A 16,157-nucleotide genomic window follows, 5' to 3' on the forward strand; every position below is an offset into this window, starting at 1 on the left:
GGATAGATGGCGAAAGAAGAACTTCTGGAAATGCGCGGCCAGGTGGTCGAACTGCTCCCCAACGCGATGTTCCGCGTTAAGCTGGAAAACGATCACGAGATTCTGGGCCACACGGCCGGGAAAATGCGCAAGAACCGCATTCGCGTGTTGGTCGGCGACGAAGTTCTCGTTGAACTCACTCCCTATGACCTGACCAAGGGTCGGATCACCTATCGCTTCAAGTGAGCGGCGCGGCGACACCTCCCGCGCTGGTTCTCGCTTCGACTTCGCCCCGGCGTCTCGAACTGCTCGCGCGGATCGGCCTGACGCCGTCGCGCATTGCGGCGCCCGAGATCGATGAAACGCCGCTGAAGGGAGAGCTTCCGCGCGCCTATGTAGCGCGGCTTGCGCAGAGCAAGGCGCTTGCGGTCGATCGCGCGGCGGAAGAGGCCGTGCTGGCGGGCGATACGACGGTCGCGGTCGGACGCCGTATTCTCGAAAAGCCGACCGACGAAGCCGATCTTCGCCGCATGCTCCTGCTGCTCTCGGGGCGGCGGCACCATGTCTATTCGGGCGTTTGCGTCGTCGGTATCGACGGCAGGCCGCGCGTTCGCGTTGCCGATACGATCGTCGCCTTCAAGAGGCTGAGCGCCGCCGAGATCGACTGGTATGTCGAAAGCGGTGAGGGAATGGGCAAGGCGGGCGGCTACGCGATCCAGGGCCGGGCCGAGATATTCGTCCGGTTCCTGTCGGGCAGCCATTCGAACGTCGTCGGCCTGCCGCTTCTGGAAACGCGCGGCTTGCTGAGCAGCGCTGGCATTCCGCTTGGCTGAGTGGTTTTATGAAGCCGGCATTGGCGAATGTCGCGCCGCGCTGGTCGAGGACGATCGGATCATCGAGGCGCGGATCGAGCGCGATGACGAGCGCCCGCGCGTCGGCGCGGTGATCGGGGCGCGGCTGGTCGAAACGGGGAAGGCAGCGCGTTGTGCTAGACCTGCCTGGCGAGCCGCTGGCCACGCTGACGCCGCCGCAGGGCCTTTCGATCGGTGCGAGGTTGACTGTCGAGATCGTCCGCATGGCTTTGCGCGAGCGTGGGCGCGAAAAGCCGGCGCGCGCGCGCATGACCGATGCGCCGCTCACCGATGGACCCGACTTGCGGGCGCGCATCGTCGCAACGGGCTTTCCCGTGATGGATATGGTGCCGACAGGAAGCGACCGGCTGGAGCAGGTGGGCTGGTCCGAACTGATCGATCACGTGCGCACCGGGCATTGGCCCTTTGTCGGCGGTGCCCTGTGGATCGACGCGACGCCGGCGATGACTCTGATCGACATCGACGGTGAGGGAGATGCCCCGACGCTCGCCAGGGCTGGCGGCAGGGCTGCGATAAATGCGATCCGTTGCTGCGACATCGGCGGATCGATCGGTATCGATTTTCCGTCGCTTCCCGGACGAGGGGAACGGCAGGCGATCGACGCGCTGATCGACGAGCTTTTGCCGCAACCGTTCGAACGCACGGCGATCAATGGCTTCGGCCTGATGCAGATCATCCGCCGCCGCCAGCGGCCGTCGCTGATAGAGCAGGTCCGCCTCGATCCTGTCGGCACCGATGCTGCAATGCTGCTGCGCCAGGCCGAGCGGACGATCGGAACGGGCGTGTTGCACCTGACCACGCGGCCCGCGGTTGTGGACCATATCGCACGGCATCCCGACTGGACGGCCGAATTGCAAAGGCGCACGGGGCGTCCGGTCGAGATTATCGCCGATGCGCAAGGGAAGGGATCGGGCCATGCCCAGTGAAGCGGCCGCAAGACAGGCGAAATGCCCGCGCTGCGGCAAACCGCGCGTGCAGGAGTTCCGCCCTTTCTGCAGCCGCGGCTGCCGCGACCGGGACCTCAACCAGTGGTTCGACGAAGGCTATCGCCTGCCTGCGCACGAGGGCCCTGATGGCGGCACCGACGACGATCGATTGGGCGACGCCTGAGGTCGGAAATTAGCGCAACAAAGGCTCTGGACAGGACGAAAGGCCCTGCCTATAGCCGCCGCTCGCCAGCAGGCCGACCGGTCTTGCGAAGCCCGTGCCCGGGTAGCTCAGTTGGTAGAGCATGCGACTGAAAATCGCAGTGTCGGCGGTTCGACCCCGTCCCCGGGCACCACTGCTCTTCGTAATAGTCTCGCAAGCCAAGGTTGTTCAGACGGGACATGTGACGCCAAGGTCATCGGATCGGTTCCATTCTCACTGAATTACGGGCGTCATTTACGGGGGGGTCGCGCTTGCTCGGGAATCCCGTTTGTAAGCGAAGTCTGAGGCGAGTGCAGGCAGGCATCGCATCGACTTGTTTCCGTCAGTGCGGGTCCGATGGCTTCCGGCGCAACCCGCCACCGAAAATTTCAGAAATCCGGTTGCCAAACAGGTTCAGGATCGCAGACGCTGATTGATCTCCCGAGCGAAATCGTCGCAAAGGGCCAGGGCAGCTTTCAAAACGGTATCGGTGACTGCGGTATGCGGGCGAGCGGGCGACAGGATGACGTCGTATGTGATCTCGACCGCGGGTAGAAACGGGCGGATTACGACCTTTTCCTGAGGATAGGCGAGCGCCGTTAGTGGTTCGACCAGCGAAACGCCGATGCCGTCCGCGACAAGGCTGTATACCGTGTGTGTTCGCTGCGTTTCGACAACGGTCAACGGCTCGACTTTTTCGCGCTGCAGCAATTTGGCGGTTGCCACGATCGGGGTCACTTCCTGTGCAAGCGCGATGAATGGCACGTCCTTCAAGGCCGACACCTCTATCACGCGCCGGTCGGCGAGCGGATGGCCGGCCGGGATGGCGCAGACGAGTTCGGCCGACAGCAATTTGCGCACGTCGAGCGTCTGGCTCGCGGTCGCGATCCCGCAAAGCCCGATGTCGGCTTCTCCCGCGGCGACCATCTGTGTGACGATCGTCGGGTCCCTCACGATAACGGCAAAAGAAGCTTTGGGATGCTGCGCGCGCACGCGCTGCAACAGTCGCGAGATGGCTATCGTCGAAAAAAGGGGCGCACAGGCGATGCGCAGTGGCGCCTCGCGCTTGTTTGGAAGCTCGCGCGCTCGATCGAGGAACAGTTCCACGTTGGCCAACGCAACCTTGGCCTGCTGATACAGCGCCAATGCGTCCGCAGTCGGGACCAGTCGCTTGCGACTGCGATCGAAGAGGGCCACGCGAAGCTCGCTCTCCAAATCCTTTATATGCCGGCTCACCGCAGGCTGCGCCAGCCGCAAGAGCTTGGCGGCAGCGCTGACACTCCCCGTATCAATCACGGCCCGAAAGACGACATATCGACGAAGATTCATATGCTCTACCATTATATCTTATGCGCATTTATCACGCTTTTTTATATCATGGAGCCGGCCTACAATCCAGTCACACAATGGGAGGGCCATCATTTTGCATTTTCGTACCAGCCTTGCACACAGACGGAACCGCGCCGCAAAGATCGGTCGAACGTGCATGGATCTCACCGTGCGGTTGGCGCGGCGGCAGGCTTGGCAATGAGTTACCGCTTCGAGCCGGGCCGCATCTACCGAATGCCAACTCACTTTGGCCCCTCGGTCAGTCCGCGCCAGCCGCCCACAGCGAAAGAATATGACTGGTCCGCTTCCGAATGTCTTTCGGTCAGTGTGACCTTGCCGGTCGACCGTGATGGCCTCGAAGGCCTTTTGCCGCCGGGATTTGCGTTGCTTGGCGCCCCGGAGCTTTGCCTGACCTTTTCGTATCTTACCAATCTGCCATGGCTCGCCGGGCGTGGGTACAACACTCTCGGCGTGACCGTGCCCGTGCGCTATTGCGACGCGCACGTCGGCTCACTGATGCTGGTGCTGTGGGAAAATATGGCCGATCCCATTCTTACCGGGCGCGAAGAGCTCGGCATGCCGAAGATATTTTGCGACTTGCCGGCTGCGCGTCGCACCGGTGCGACCATCGACTGCACCGCCGAATGGCATGGCTTCCGCTTCCTGAATCTGACCGTTTCCAGTCTGCATGAGAGTCTGGATACAGCCTTGCCCGATCCCGCGACCTTGCCGACCCGCGGGCAACTTCTGCATTATCGCCATCTCCCTGCGGTGGGCGATTGGGGCCGGGTCAGCGTGGCGGAAGTCACGCTGACCCCGCCCGCGCGGGGGGATGCGGTCCTGGCCGTGGAAACCGGCATGGCGCGGATCGACTGGCACGTTCCGCGCTGGGAGGACATGCCGACGCAAAGCGAGATCGTGAACCGGCTTGCCAGCATCTGCGTTGCCGACAACGGCTGCGGCGAGATTCTCGTCACGCGCGGCGGGGCCTATGAGCACCGCGACCAGCAAGTGGTGGCAAGGCTATGACGGCCGGAGCCATGATCGTCGACCTCGCAGCACATCCTGAATATGCGGAGATCGTCGCATTCTGGGTCGATCGCGAATGGGCGATTTTTTCCAAGCGGTCGTTCGCGGAGACGCTGGCGCGATATCGCGACACACCGGGACCGGGAAGACTGCCGATCACGCTCGTTGCACTCGTGGGCGGTAATCCGTGCGGCGTCGCCAGTCTGCGCGAGAAGGACAGTTTCGACTGGCTGCCGGATATTTGTCACTGGGTTTGCGGAGTCTATGTGTCGCCGGACAGGCGCGGCATGGGGGTCGCCGGTCACCTCTGCCGCGCACTGGAGGTCCGTGCCGTGCAATTGGGCATCCATCAACTCCATCTCGCTACCGAGACAGAACGGGACTCGCTCTATCATCGGCTGGGCTATGCCGAGGTCGGGCAAACCGAACATCACGGTATGAATTATTTGCTGCGTAAATCGCTGCTATCCAACAAGGCTTATGGTGGAGGCGATGATGCACGCTAATCCTGCCCCCTCCTTCATATCGGGTAGGATGCGGATCGGCCATGCATGGATTGCGGCCGATCCGCATCCTACCATCAGCCCGGCGACCGGGCAGTTGATCGGTTCAGCCTCTCTGGGAACAGCGGGACATATCGACGATGCGGTTGTCGCCGCGCGGTGCGCGGCTCAACGGCTGGCGCGGCTGAGCGTATGGGACCGCGCCGCGCTTTGCCGCCGCGTGGGGCAGGCGATAGCCGCCCGGGCGGATGAGCTGGCAATGCTCCTTGCCAACGAGCAGGGCAAGCCATTCGAAAGCGAAGCAAAGGACGAGTTGGCCTTTGCCGTCGAAGCCTTCGAAGTGGCTGCCGAGGCAGTGAAGCATGTCAACGGCACGAGCTTTCCGCTGCGCGAGGCGGGTCGTCTGGGGATCACCGCCCTGCGTCCGCGCGGCGTTTACGGTGTGATCACCCCCTGGAATTACCCGATAGCCATTTCCTGCGCCTATTATCTGGCCCCGGGACTGGCGGCCGGGAACGCGCTGGTGTGGGTGCCCGCGCTCACGACATCGCTGGTCGCCTCGTTGTTGATGGAATGCCTGGAAGCGGCGGACTTGCCCGATGGCGCCGTGAATCTCGTCACCGGGCATGGCGCCGTCGTCGGCGATGCGCTCGCCGGCCATCGCGATGTCGATGCCGTCGGCTTTACCGGCAGCACGGCGACGGGACGGAGCGTCGCCATGCGCGCTGCGGGCAAACCCGTTTCACTGGAACTCGGCGGCAACGGCCCGACCATCGTCTTCGCCGACGCCGATCTAGACCTTGCTGCCGCACGGATCTGCGAGGGCGCATTCACGAACGCCGGGCAGACCTGCACCGCGACGGAGCGCGTGCTCGTCGAACGATCTGTTCATGATGAGTTGCGCGAACGACTTGTTGCCCGCGCCTCTGCGGTGGTTCTTGGCGATCCGTTCGATCCGGCGACCATGATGGGGCCACTGCACAATCAGGACACCGTCGACAAGGTTCTGGCGCATCTGGACGATGCGTGCGCGGCGGGCGCGACCATCGATTGCGGCGGTGCGGTCGCGACGGGTTTCGCCACGCCGCTCTATTTTCCGGCGACGGTCGTCTCGGGCGTCGGGGTTGGGACGCTGCTCAACAGGGAGGAGACATTCGGCCCGGTCGTGCCGCTGCTCTCCTTCGCGGACGAGGAGGAGCTTCAGGCGATCACGCGCGCCAGCCGTTATGGTCTTTTCGCGTCGGTGTTCACGCGCTCCGTCAATACGGCGATGCGCCAGGCCGGGCGGCTGCGCGCCGGGGTGGTCCACATCAACGAAATGTCCGCCTATTGGGACCTGACCGTGCCCGGTGGCGGCGCGTCCGGCAGCGACAGCGGCACCGGGCGCATCGGGATCGCCCAGTCGATCCGGGCGATGTCCGACGAGGTGACGGTCACCCTGGGGTTCGGATGACGGCGCCCGCCTGGCGCCGTCGTCTTGGCGCCTGGGCGGACGAGCTCCGCGCCCTCCGCCACGACCTTCACCGCTACCCCGAAACCGCATTCGAAGAGGTTCGCACCGCGGCGACGGTCGCGCGGCTGCTCCGCCGCTGGGGTGTCGAAACGCACGAAGGCATCGCCGGAACCGGCGTGGTCGGCGTCATTCGGGGCGGCGATGGGCCGATGATCGGGCTTCGCGCCGACATGGATGCGCTCAACATGGAGGAAGCGAATGCGTTCGCTCACCGCTCCGAAGTGCCGGGCAAGATGCACGGTTGCGGGCATGACGGCCACACGGTGATGCTGCTGGCGGCCGCTCGGCTGCTGGCGGAGAGGCCGCACTTCGGCGGCACGGCGATCCTGATCTTTCAGCCCGCCGAAGAGGCCGAAGGCGGTGCCCAGGCGATGATCGATGCAGGACTTTTCGACCGCTGGCCGGTCGATGCCGTGTTCGCGCTGCACAATCTGCCCGGGCTGCCGATCGGCCATTTCGCGTTGCGGCCAGGACCCATCATGGCGGGTGTCGAGGATTTCACGATCAGGATCGAAGGCAAGGGCGGCCATGGCGGCATTCCCCACAGGACGATCGATCCGATTCCGGCGATCGCCGAGATCGTGCTGGCCTGCCAGACCATCGTGGCCCGGGCGATCGACCCGCTCGCCGCCGCGGTCGTGAGCGTCACGCGCCTGTCCGCCGGAGCCAGCAACAATGTCGTGCCCGACTCCGCACAGATTGGCGGCACGTTTCGCTATCTGGACGGCGCGACAGGGGACGTGATCAGGAGCAGGCTCACGGCGCTGACCCGCGGCGTGGCCGCCGCCCACGGCGTGACGGGGCATTTCGATTGCTTCGACGCCTATCCGCCCACCGTCAATAGCGATGCTGAAACCGCATTCTGCGCAGCGACACTGCGTACGTTCGTTGGCGCGGAACGGCTGGATGAGAGCACCCCGCCGCTGATGGGCGCTGAGGATTTTTCCTTCATGCTCAACCGTCGGCCGGGCTGTTACGCCTTCATCGGCAACGGCGACGGAGCGGGTTCGTGCATGATCCACAACCCGCGCTATGATTTCAACGATGCCAGCATCCCTATCGGCGCGGAGTATTTCGTGCGGCTGGTCCACGCCTTCTGTGCAAGGTCCGGCCGATGAAGGCGCCCGAACGCGCCACCCTGGTGCTGGCCGAGGCGTGTGAGCGCTTCGCGCACTTCGGTCTCCTCTCCATCCTCGCTCTTTATCTCACCGCAAGCACGGCAACGGGCGGATCGGGGTGGGCGACCGGCGACGCGCTGAAGCTGGTCGGCACCTACAGCGCAGGAATCTATGCCGTTTCGGTCGTAGGGGGGTGGCTGGCCGATCGCGTCATCGGCACCTGGCGCGGCGTGAAGGCAGGGTCGATCGCCATGGTGGCCGGTCATGCCATATTGGTCTCGTCGCAGTTCTTCCACGCCTTTGGCCGCTGGATCGACCCGCAGACGATGCTCTATGTCGGCCTGTCGCTGATCGTCCTGGGCACAGGGTTGTTCAAGCCCAACGTGACGGTCCTCTTCGGTCAGGCCTTTCCGGCCGAAGGAGTGGCACGCGAACGTGGCTTCCTGCTCTTTTACGTCGGGATCAACTTTGGTTCGATGCTGGGGCCGATACTGGCAGGTGGACTGGGCGAGCGGGTCGCGTGGGGGTGGGGCTTCGTTGCTGCGGGTTCGGCGTCGCTGATCGCCTGCCTGGCGTTGGCGATACCTGGTCGGCGCGCGATCCCGGTTTCGTCCGCGACGATCGCCCCGGAAGCGGGTGGCGGGAGCTGGCGGGACGTCGCGTCACGCTATCGCGTGCTGCTGGCCATGGCGCTCGCGTCCGTGCTGTTCTGGACCGCGCTGGAGCAAAGCGCCGGGCTGCTGTCGCTCTATGCCTATCATCATACCGATCGCTTTCTGCTGGGTTTCGAGGTTCCGGCGACATGGATGCAATCGCTCGAGCCCTTGCTCGTCCTGGCGGTTGCGCCGGCCGTGGCCGGCTTGTGGCTGTATCTTGACCGAACAGGCCGCGTTCCGGGCGTCGGAACCCGGGCGGCGATAGGGCTATTTTCGCTGACCTTTGCCTTTGTCCTGTTCGTCGGCGCGACGATGGAACGCGACGCGGTGGGCAAAAGCAGCCTTGCGTGGCTGGTCGCCGGCTATCTTTCGATCGCCACGGCCGAGGTGCTTATCTGGACGATGAGCCTGTCGATGGTGACGAAAATCGCGCCGCCTGCCCGGTCCGGACAGGTGATGGGAGCCTGGTATCTTACCTATGCCCTGGGTGCGTTTCTGGCCGGTCGGATCGGCGCGGAAGTCGATTCATGGGGTGATCGCGTCGTGTTCGGCGTGATTGCGGCGCTGACCGGCGGAGCCGCGCTGCTCTATCTGCTCGCGCGGCGGCGAATGGCGGTCTGGGAACGGCGGGCGCTGTCGCTTTAGGGTCCCGATCCTAGCGCCCCGACGCCATGGGATCCTGGTCCTGGCTGCGGTGACCTTCGAAGCCCGCGCAAACCGCGATGCTCTGGCTGGTGATCAGGCGGCCCAGGTCGGACAGGAGAAAGATGACCAGGGCGGCGACATCGACGGCTTCGACCGCGACGCGCAGGGAGTTGGCGGCGATTGTGTCGCCCCACAGGTCCTCGGCGGACACGCCGCTCGCCTCCGCCGCGGCGGCAATGACCGTGCGGACGCGATCTCCCTCGACGGTGCCGGGGAGGACGGTGTTGACCCGGATCGCATGGCGTCCGAGATCCATCGCCAGCGTCTCCGTGAAACCAATCACCGCCTTTTTCGACGTGGCATAGGCCAGCCGCATGGGAAAACCGCCCCGCGCGATCGCTGCCGACGACAGGTTGACGATCGAGCCGCCGTTCCTCTTGAGCCAGGGAATGGCGGCTCTCGTGCAATAGAACATCCCGTCGAGGTTGACGGCAAGCGTTCGTCGCCAGGCTTCGACCGAAATCCCGTCCGGCGACATGGTGGGTCCGGCGATGCCCACGCCATTGACGAGGCCGGTCACCCCCCCCATCATCGTTGCGGCATTGTTGACGGCTTCGTTCGCCGCATCGGCGTCGGCGACGTCGCAATGAATCGCGCAAAGCTGGCCGGTAGCAGGTAGTCGACCGATGGCATCGACATCGGCGTCGAGGATCACCACCGATGCGCCGGACGCGACGGCCATCTCGGCGATCGCGCGCCCTATCCCGCTGCCGCCGCCCGTGATGACGACCCGCTGCTCCGAAAGGTCCAGCGTCAGGGCTTGCGACAAGGTCATCGTTGCGAAACTTTCATCGATCATCCTACCTCGATCATGGCCGCGCGCTTTGCAGCGACCCCGAAAAGCAGGAATGCGAGCGCCGAAGACATCGTCGCCATCAGCGCCAGTATGACACCCAGACTGAGCGCGCCCGCAAAAACCTGTTGATTGAGCAGGGCGACGGTGGGCGGCCCCGCGCCCAACCCTGCGATCGCGATCGTCGCCGTCATCGCGGCCGTCGTGATTCCGATCCTGCTGGCCGGGATTACCTGTGTCAGCACCGCGTACGCCGCGACCGGCGCGGCCGTGACCGCCCCAACCCACAGCGCCAGCGCGAGGAGAACGGACGGTGTCATCGTCGCGGCGAAGATCAGGCTGCCGAACAAGCCCAACAGGGCTATGCGGCCCGCCGTCCGCAATTGGGCGGGCACGCCGCCGCGGCGCAGGGCACGATCGGCCAGGGCCCCACCCAGCAAGGTTCCGCCGATCGAGGCGGTGATCGTGATTGCGCCGATCGTCTTGGCGGCCGCTGCCGTCGCCATGCCGTGTTCGCGGGTCAGCAGCGCCGCTGTCCAGGCGAAGATGCCGCTATCGGCGAAAGCCATCAGGGCAATGGCGCCGCAGATGAGAGCTGCGATGACTGCTCCTGGTCGAAAGGACGACACGGCTTCGACGACCCGCTGTGCCGATCCCTGCCTTTGCGGTTCGGGAAAGGCGAGCAGCAACAGCGCAACAAGCGGCCCCGGCACGGAAAGGATCAGAATCGTCTGCCGCCAGGGCGCGCCGGCATATTCGAACAGGGTGTTGTGAAACATGTTCGTTAGAACCAGGTCATACACGACGCCGCTTGCCGCGAACGCTGTTCCATACCCTACGGTGACGCCGGTCATGAAGATGCCGATCGCCATGCCGCGCCGTTCGGTCGTGAAGCTGTCGGTGATGATCGAAACGGCAATCGGGATGAGTGCCGCCTCGCCAACGCCGACGGCAATCCGCGCCGCGAAAAGTGCGCCATAGGTCGGGGCGAGGCTGCACGCCGCCGTCGCCCCGCTCCACAGCACGAGCATCGCCGCTGCGAGTCTGATGCGGGGAATCCTGTCGGTCGCCATGCCAAGGGGCAGCGCCGCGATCCCATAAGATAGCGCGAACGCCGGTCCGAGCAGCAAACTGACCGCCGTGTCATCGATCAGGAACTGCGTCTTCAACTGATCGATGAACGGGTGCAGCACCAGCCGGTGGGAGAAGGCGATGACGGCTGTCGCGGTCAGCAACGAGAGCAGCAGCCAGGATTGCCAGCGATCGCGTGTCATCGTGCCGACCGCGCCAGGAGATCAGAAACGGACGCCGAGACGGGCCTCGAAGGTTCGCGGAGCCCCATAACGCTCGACGACGCCGAAGATATCATAGTCGTTCCTGGTGACCGCATAGAGCTTGTCCGTGATATTGAGGACGGCCATAGAAAAATAGATCGCGTCATTCACGTCGTATCGGGCGGTCGCTGACCACAGCGCATACCCCTTTTGTCGCTCGATAGCCGGATTGTTGAATCCTGGCAGCAGCGTGTTCGATTGATATTTGACGTCGGTTCTGAGCTGCAATGCGTTGTGATCGCCGAGCGGCAGATCATACGCGATTCCGCCGGTCAACGTCCACTTCGGGGTCAATGGCAACTCGATCCCCGACAGATCGTCTCCGCGCGGGTTGACGAAGTTGCGGATCGTTGAATCAACGTAGAGAATATGCGCGTCCAATGTGAGCCGGTCGGTGGCTCGTGCGTTCGCGCTTGCCTCTATGCCGTAGACTTTGGCGTTCGCATCGTTGGTCACCCGCGTGACGTTGCCGATCGGGTCGAGCGTGCGGAGCTGGACCTTCGAATAGTCATAATAGAAGCCCGCGATCTCGTAACCGATGACTCCGGTCCGGCCCTTGGCGCCGATTTCGTACGCGTTCAGCGCCTCCGGCCCGTAAAGCCCCAGATCGCCTCCGACGTTGAACCCGCCCGCCTTCAGACCCCGCGAGTAATTCGCATAGAACATCGACGAAGCCGACGGGCGCCAGCGGAGTTGAAGCGACGGAGTGAAGCTTTTCGAGCGCGTGATCCCGGACTCATCGGGCGACCCCGCGCGGCTGCTGTAGGCCGCGCGCTTTCGATCGGACGTGTAACGCCCGCCGCCGATCAGGGTCAGATCGTCGGACAGATCGACTTCGGCGTTTATGAAGGCGGCGAACGACGTCGACCTGAACCTTGTTTCCTCATCAAAGATCACGAAGTCGCCCGAGCTGGGGAGCCGATAGTCGAGGCCTACCTTGCCCGTTTCGCGAAACGCATAGAGACCGGCGACGACGCGCGTGTGTGCCGCGCTGTCCGTCCTGATCTGAAGTTCTTGCGACACGGCGCGCGACGATTGGTCGTGGGTTTCGATTTCATCGATAATACCGGCCGGATTGCCGGCCGCATCGGTGTCGAGCACATACTTCATCTTGAAATGCGTGAAGCCGGTGATCGATTGCAATTCGACCGCGCCAAGGGGCACCGAGACGTTGAGGGCGCCCACCAGCGCACTGGTGCGACGTGTGGTCGGCAGGTCGGTCGATATCAAACGCGGGCCACGCCGTTGAATGCTGCCAGCATACACGCCGCCGGGCGCGCTCAATTCCGGGCTGTACTGAAAGCCCGTACCCAGGCCGCCATCGTCGTCGACATACTGGACCGCCAGCCGGATTTTCGCATCACCCGCCTTGAAAACGCCAATCCCGCGCAAGGCCACGATATACTGATTGTCCAGCGGCGCGTCGTGCAGGAAGCTTTTGGTATAGCCGTCGTCTTTCGCAACGGCTCCCGACAGGCGAATGCCGCTTTCCTCGGCGATCGGCACGCCCACGGCGAAACGGACGCGATACAGATCGAAACTGCCCAGCCCGAGCGAGACCTCGCCGCCCCGCGCCACGCTGCTGTCGGGGATCAGGTTGATGGCACCGCCCGTGGCGTTGCGACCATAGAGGGTGCCCTGCGGACCTTTCAGAATTTCGATACGATCGATGTCGAACAGCTCGGTGAGCGCCATGTCGGGCTGCGGCAGATAGACGCCGTCGAAATGGACCGCGACCGAAGGGTTCGCGCCAAAGCTGGCGGCGTTGCTGCTGACGCCGCGGAGCGCGATGTTGGTGCCATCCACACGCGGAGCGAAGTTCAGTCCCGGCGTAAGGCGCGTCAGCTCGGCGGTGGAGTTGATGCCGGCCCCGGCCAGCGTATCGGCGCTGAAGACGTCGAGTGTCGACGGGACGTCGAGGGTGGTTTCGGCCTTCTTGCGAGCCGTAACGACGATTTCGTCGGAGGATACGGCTCCGCTGCCGGTTTGGGCTTCGGACGGAGCGGGCATCAGAATGATGCCGGCCACGCCTACCTGCAGCGTTGCGGCCAGTTGGCGGATACGCTTCCGTGATCGACCCGAGATTGCACTTTTCATGACGGTTCCCCCCTTGTGTTTTGGGGAGCATAGGTCGCGGCGATGATATACAAAAAGACACAAACTGGGCAATTGGTTATAACGATGCAGCATGAACTCGAGCCTCATCCTGCGGCTCGATACGGCGATCTCGGGCGTCGCCGGGTGAACGCTCAGTCGCGGTCGGTGGCGGCCGCCTCAGGTGATGCAGCCGATATCATATGGTGCTGAGCAACAGGCTGGTTTCGCTATTCTCCACGCCGTCGATCGTCCGCACTTCGCGAAGGACACGGTCGAAATCGGAGAGGCTTTGCGCGCTGATGTCGGCGATCAGGTCCCAGTTGCCGTTCGTGGTGTGCAGCGCGCGGATTTCGGTTATCCCGCGCAGTTTCTGGATGACCTGGGTGGTCGATCGGCCGTTGACCTCGATCAGCATGACCGCACGCACAGTGAGGTCGTCATAATCCTCTCGTACGCGCACGGTGAAACCCAGCAGCGCGCCGGTGTCGAGCAGTCGGTCGAGCCGGTTCTGGATGGTGCCTCGCGCAACCCCCAGCGCGCCCGCCAGCTTCGACAAGGAGGCGCGCCCATCCACCCTGAGGAGGGCGATGATACGGCGATCGAGGTCGTCAGGGATGAATTTCGCGATTCCCATATGATCTGCCTTGTCAAGTGCGTTGCTGACGGTTTGTATAACGAAACTATAAAAACTCTCCAGATCTGATCAATTTTCAGGGCGAGATGGTGATTTCGACAGACGATAGGGGCAATTAGACTTGGCGGGCCCCTGCCATTGTCAAGGATCCACCATGCCACCCGCACCTTCCCAACTCGCCTATATCCCGTTCGTGAGCGTCGAAAACATGATGCGCTTCATCCACCATTTCGGTGTCGAGCAGGTGCTTATCGAACTCACCGATGCGATCGAGGCCGACTATCGGCGATGGGATGTCTTTGAGAAGATCCCGCGCCTCGCGTCGCACTCGCGCGATGGGGTTATCGAATTGATGCCGACATCCGACGGCGAGGCGTTCAGCTTCAAATATGTCAACGGCCATCCGAGCAATATGGCGAAGGGTTTTCAAACGGTGGCGGCGTTCGGCCTGCTTGCGCGGGTCGATACCGGCTATCCGCTGATGCTTGCCGAAATGACCCTGCTGACGGCTTTTCGCACAGCCGCGACGTCGGCCATGGTCGCGCGCCACCTGGCCCCGCGCGAGGCCGGAGTGATGGCAATGATCGGGAATGGCGCGCAGGCTGAATTTCAGGCTCTGGCGATGAAAGCCGTGGTCGGGGTCAAAGAGGTGCGGCTGTACGATATCGATGCGAAGGCAACCGAAAAGACCGTCCGCAATCTTCAGGGAAGCGGCTTGCGGGTCGTCTCGTGCAGCAGCGCCCAGGATGCGATCGAGGGTGCGCATATCATCACGACCTGCACCGCCGACAAGGCCTATGGAACGATCCTGACCGACAATATGGTGGGTTCGGGAATCCATATCAATGCGATCGGCGGCGATTGCCCGGGCAAGACCGAGCTTCACCGGGACATCTTGTCGAGGGCGGACACTTTCGTCGAGTTCGAGCCTCAAACGCGGATCGAGGGCGAAATTCAGCAGATGGACCCAAGCTATCAGGTGACCGAATTCTGGAGGGTCCTGACCGGCGAGGCCGAAGGGCGGCGCGATGCCCGGCAGATTACGCTGTTCGACAGTGTAGGGTTCGCGACCGAGGATTTCTCGGCGCTTCGCTATATCCATTCGAAGTTGCAGGGGACCGATTTCTTCCAGCAGATCGATATCCTCGCCGACCCCGACGAGCCACGCGACCTTTTCGGGATGCTGCAACGCGCCGCCTGATATCGGCGCACAAGGATCAGCGTTCGCCCTGGCCGGCCGCCGGTTTTCATGGCGCGAGACTGGTCGCGGGGAATGGGGACGGAATAATGGAAAAAAGAAAAATCACGCTGATCGGTGCGCCCGTGGAATTGGGCGCCGGCCTGCGCGGCTGCGCAATGGGACCAAGCGCGATGCGTATTTCGGACCTTGCGGCCACCCTTGCCGCCCTTGGACATGATGTGGCCGATGACGGCGATGCCGAGCCCGTGGCAGTGTCCGACATCGGCTTGCGCGGCAACGCGCGGAACGCGGAAAATATCGTCGGCTGGGCACGCGCGCTTGAAGACGCCGCGTACAGGACGTTGAAGGCCGGGCGCCTGCCCCTGTTCATGGGTGGCGATCATGCGCTCGCGATCGGAAGCGTCTCCGGCGCTGCCCGGCATGCGCGCGAGTTAGGGCGTCCGCTTTGCGTTGTCTGGCTCGATGCGCATGCGGATTTCAACACGCCGGCCACCTCCGAATCGGGGAACATGCACGGTATGCCTGTCGCCTTTTATTGCGGTGAACCGGGTTTTGACGGCATTCTGGGCCACGATCGGGCGACTGTCGATCCCGGCAATGTTTTCATGCTCGGCATCCGGTCGGTCGATGAGCGCGAGCGCCAGCTGATCGCGGAGCGCGGCGTGCAGGTTTTCGACATGCGCGCGATCGACGAATTCGGCGTGGCGCCGATCGTCCGCCGTATCCTTGCCCATGTCGAGCGACTGGGCGCACTGCTTCACGTCAGTCTCGATGTTGACTTCCTCGATCCGTTCATTGCACCGGGCGTCGGGACAACGGTCAGTGGCGGCGCCAATCTTCGCGAGGCGCACTTGATCATGGAGATGCTCTGCGAATCGGGCCTCACGACTTCCATGGATCTCGCCGAACTCAACCCCTATCTCGACAATCGCGGAAAAAGTGCGCGCCTGCTGACTGATCTCACCGCCAGTCTTTTCGGACGCAAGGTGCTCGACAAGGCTGCCATCCACTCGTCGCTGGTGCACCATTTTTGACGAACAAGGCCTCGGTCGATCCGGGATCGATACGCCAAGTGCCACGCGGAGCCGCCAAATACGCTTTCGGCTCGTCCAGAGACGGGTTCGAGACCTTCTGCGGCGATTATCCATGCCATATCGGCGGTTCTTCGACCCGAAACGGGGGCGGGTCTGGCTCGGCCGTCGATTGTCACGATCGGCGGGGCAATCCGGATTTCATCGGGCCGCGACATAGCGCGCCGCGTTTGAT

Annotated in this window: 16 protein-coding genes and 1 tRNA gene; 12 read left to right on the top strand and 5 right to left on the bottom strand. The window is 63.5% G+C overall.

Annotated elements, in window-relative coordinates; all coding sequences use genetic code 11:
• The first annotated feature begins 6 nt into the window (after window positions 1-6).
• The 5 genes from infA (at window position 7) to JNM03_RS03590 (ending at window position 2,133) form a co-directional block, all read left to right on the top strand.
• Window positions 7-225, top strand: a complete 219-nt coding sequence (gene infA / locus JNM03_RS03570) for a translation initiation factor IF-1 (protein WP_010162480.1) — start codon at window positions 7-9, stop codon at window positions 223-225.
• A complete protein-coding gene (locus JNM03_RS03575) occupies window positions 222-812 on the top strand; it encodes a nucleoside triphosphate pyrophosphatase (RefSeq protein WP_294034431.1) in 591 nt (196 codons plus the stop codon). Before infA ends, JNM03_RS03575 begins: the two co-directional genes overlap by 4 nt.
• Before the next feature lie 152 nt (window positions 813-964).
• Window positions 965-1,777 (top strand): ribonuclease, encoded by an 813-nt coding sequence (locus tag JNM03_RS03580; RefSeq protein WP_294034432.1) that lies wholly within the window; start codon window positions 965-967, stop codon window positions 1,775-1,777.
• Window positions 1,767-1,961: a DNA gyrase inhibitor YacG gene (locus JNM03_RS03585; protein ID WP_294034434.1), complete on the top strand. Its 195-nt coding sequence runs from the start codon at window positions 1,767-1,769 to the stop codon at window positions 1,959-1,961. The genes JNM03_RS03580 and JNM03_RS03585 overlap by 11 nt, the downstream gene beginning before the upstream one ends.
• Before the next feature lie 96 nt (window positions 1,962-2,057).
• Window positions 2,058-2,133: transfer RNA gene (locus JNM03_RS03590), tRNA-Phe, on the top strand.
• Between the two features lie 260 nt (window positions 2,134-2,393).
• On the opposite strand, the gene JNM03_RS03595 is transcribed toward JNM03_RS03590, so the two are convergent.
• Entirely contained in the window at window positions 2,394-3,320 is a 927-nt protein-coding gene (locus JNM03_RS03595) for a LysR substrate-binding domain-containing protein (RefSeq protein ID WP_367235633.1), read from the bottom strand.
• On the opposite strand from JNM03_RS03595, the gene JNM03_RS03600 reads away from it, so the two are divergent.
• From JNM03_RS03600 to JNM03_RS03620, 5 genes are read left to right on the top strand one after another with little or no spacing between them, the layout of a single operon-like run.
• A complete protein-coding gene (locus JNM03_RS03600; protein ID WP_294034438.1) occupies window positions 3,309-4,337 on the top strand; it encodes an acetoacetate decarboxylase family protein in 1,029 nt (342 codons plus the stop codon). The genes JNM03_RS03595 and JNM03_RS03600 overlap by 12 nt on opposite strands.
• On the top strand, window positions 4,334-4,843 hold the full coding sequence (locus tag JNM03_RS03605) for a GNAT family N-acetyltransferase (RefSeq protein WP_294034440.1): 510 nt from the start codon (window positions 4,334-4,336) through the stop codon (window positions 4,841-4,843). Before JNM03_RS03600 ends, JNM03_RS03605 begins: the two co-directional genes overlap by 4 nt.
• 28 nt (window positions 4,844-4,871) lie before the next feature.
• Window positions 4,872-6,293: an aldehyde dehydrogenase gene (locus tag JNM03_RS03610; protein WP_294034441.1), complete on the top strand. Its 1,422-nt coding sequence runs from the start codon at window positions 4,872-4,874 to the stop codon at window positions 6,291-6,293.
• A complete protein-coding gene (locus tag JNM03_RS03615) occupies window positions 6,290-7,471 on the top strand; it encodes a M20 aminoacylase family protein (protein WP_294034443.1) in 1,182 nt (393 codons plus the stop codon). The genes JNM03_RS03610 and JNM03_RS03615 overlap by 4 nt, the downstream gene beginning before the upstream one ends.
• The gene (locus tag JNM03_RS03620; protein WP_294034445.1) at window positions 7,468-8,772 is read left to right on the top strand and encodes a peptide MFS transporter; all 1,305 of its coding nucleotides are present in this window, start codon (window positions 7,468-7,470) and stop codon (window positions 8,770-8,772) included. The genes JNM03_RS03615 and JNM03_RS03620 overlap by 4 nt, the downstream gene beginning before the upstream one ends.
• A 10-nt stretch (window positions 8,773-8,782) precedes the next feature.
• On the opposite strand, the gene JNM03_RS03625 is transcribed toward JNM03_RS03620, so the two are convergent.
• The 4 genes from JNM03_RS03625 to JNM03_RS03640 form a co-directional block, all read right to left on the bottom strand.
• Window positions 8,783-9,631 carry an SDR family oxidoreductase gene (locus tag JNM03_RS03625; protein ID WP_294034447.1) on the bottom strand — a complete coding sequence of 283 codons (849 nt, stop codon included), beginning with the start codon at window positions 9,629-9,631 and terminating at the stop codon, window positions 8,783-8,785.
• Entirely contained in the window at window positions 9,628-10,899 is a 1,272-nt protein-coding gene (locus JNM03_RS03630; protein WP_294034449.1) for an MFS transporter, read from the bottom strand. Before JNM03_RS03630 ends, JNM03_RS03625 begins: the two co-directional genes overlap by 4 nt.
• 21 nt (window positions 10,900-10,920) lie before the next feature.
• Window positions 10,921-13,056, bottom strand: coding sequence for a TonB-dependent receptor (locus JNM03_RS03635; RefSeq protein ID WP_294034451.1), 2,136 nt, complete (start codon window positions 13,054-13,056; stop codon window positions 10,921-10,923).
• A gap of 196 nt (window positions 13,057-13,252) precedes the next feature.
• Window positions 13,253-13,690: an Lrp/AsnC family transcriptional regulator gene (locus JNM03_RS03640; protein WP_294034453.1), complete on the bottom strand. Its 438-nt coding sequence runs from the start codon at window positions 13,688-13,690 to the stop codon at window positions 13,253-13,255.
• A 154-nt stretch (window positions 13,691-13,844) separates the two neighbouring features.
• Between JNM03_RS03640 and JNM03_RS03645 the strand changes: the two genes are divergently transcribed.
• Entirely contained in the window at window positions 13,845-14,891 is a 1,047-nt protein-coding gene (locus tag JNM03_RS03645; RefSeq protein WP_294034455.1) for an ornithine cyclodeaminase, read from the top strand.
• A gap of 86 nt (window positions 14,892-14,977) precedes the next feature.
• On the top strand, window positions 14,978-15,925 hold the full coding sequence (rocF, locus tag JNM03_RS03650; RefSeq protein ID WP_294034457.1) for an arginase: 948 nt from the start codon (window positions 14,978-14,980) through the stop codon (window positions 15,923-15,925).
• The last annotated feature ends 232 nt before the right edge of the window (window positions 15,926-16,157 follow it).

Source organism: Sphingopyxis sp. (assembly GCF_016793825.1).
Classification (GTDB): Bacteria; Pseudomonadota; Alphaproteobacteria; order Sphingomonadales; family Sphingomonadaceae; genus Sphingopyxis.

Coding starts and splice junctions, on each gene's coding strand:
- infA (WP_010162480.1), top strand. CDS start 7: ATGGCGAAAGAAGAACTTCTGGAAATGCGCGGCCAGGTGGTCGAACTG.
- JNM03_RS03585 (WP_294034434.1), top strand. CDS start 1,767: ATGCCCAGTGAAGCGGCCGCAAGACAGGCGAAATGCCCGCGCTGCGGC.
- JNM03_RS03600 (WP_294034438.1), top strand. CDS start 3,309: ATGCTCTACCATTATATCTTATGCGCATTTATCACGCTTTTTTATATC.
- JNM03_RS03595 (WP_367235633.1), bottom strand. CDS start 3,320: ATGGTAGAGCATATGAATCTTCGTCGATATGTCGTCTTTCGGGCCGTG.
- JNM03_RS03605 (WP_294034440.1), top strand. CDS start 4,334: ATGACGGCCGGAGCCATGATCGTCGACCTCGCAGCACATCCTGAATAT.
- JNM03_RS03610 (WP_294034441.1), top strand. CDS start 4,872: ATGCGGATCGGCCATGCATGGATTGCGGCCGATCCGCATCCTACCATC.
- JNM03_RS03615 (WP_294034443.1), top strand. CDS start 6,290: ATGACGGCGCCCGCCTGGCGCCGTCGTCTTGGCGCCTGGGCGGACGAG.
- JNM03_RS03620 (WP_294034445.1), top strand. CDS start 7,468: ATGAAGGCGCCCGAACGCGCCACCCTGGTGCTGGCCGAGGCGTGTGAG.
- JNM03_RS03625 (WP_294034447.1), bottom strand. CDS start 9,631: ATGATCGATGAAAGTTTCGCAACGATGACCTTGTCGCAAGCCCTGACG.
- JNM03_RS03630 (WP_294034449.1), bottom strand. CDS start 10,899: ATGACACGCGATCGCTGGCAATCCTGGCTGCTGCTCTCGTTGCTGACC.
- JNM03_RS03635 (WP_294034451.1), bottom strand. CDS start 13,056: ATGAAAAGTGCAATCTCGGGTCGATCACGGAAGCGTATCCGCCAACTG.
- JNM03_RS03640 (WP_294034453.1), bottom strand. CDS start 13,690: ATGGGAATCGCGAAATTCATCCCTGACGACCTCGATCGCCGTATCATC.
- JNM03_RS03645 (WP_294034455.1), top strand. CDS start 13,845: ATGCCACCCGCACCTTCCCAACTCGCCTATATCCCGTTCGTGAGCGTC.
- rocF (WP_294034457.1), top strand. CDS start 14,978: ATGGAAAAAAGAAAAATCACGCTGATCGGTGCGCCCGTGGAATTGGGC.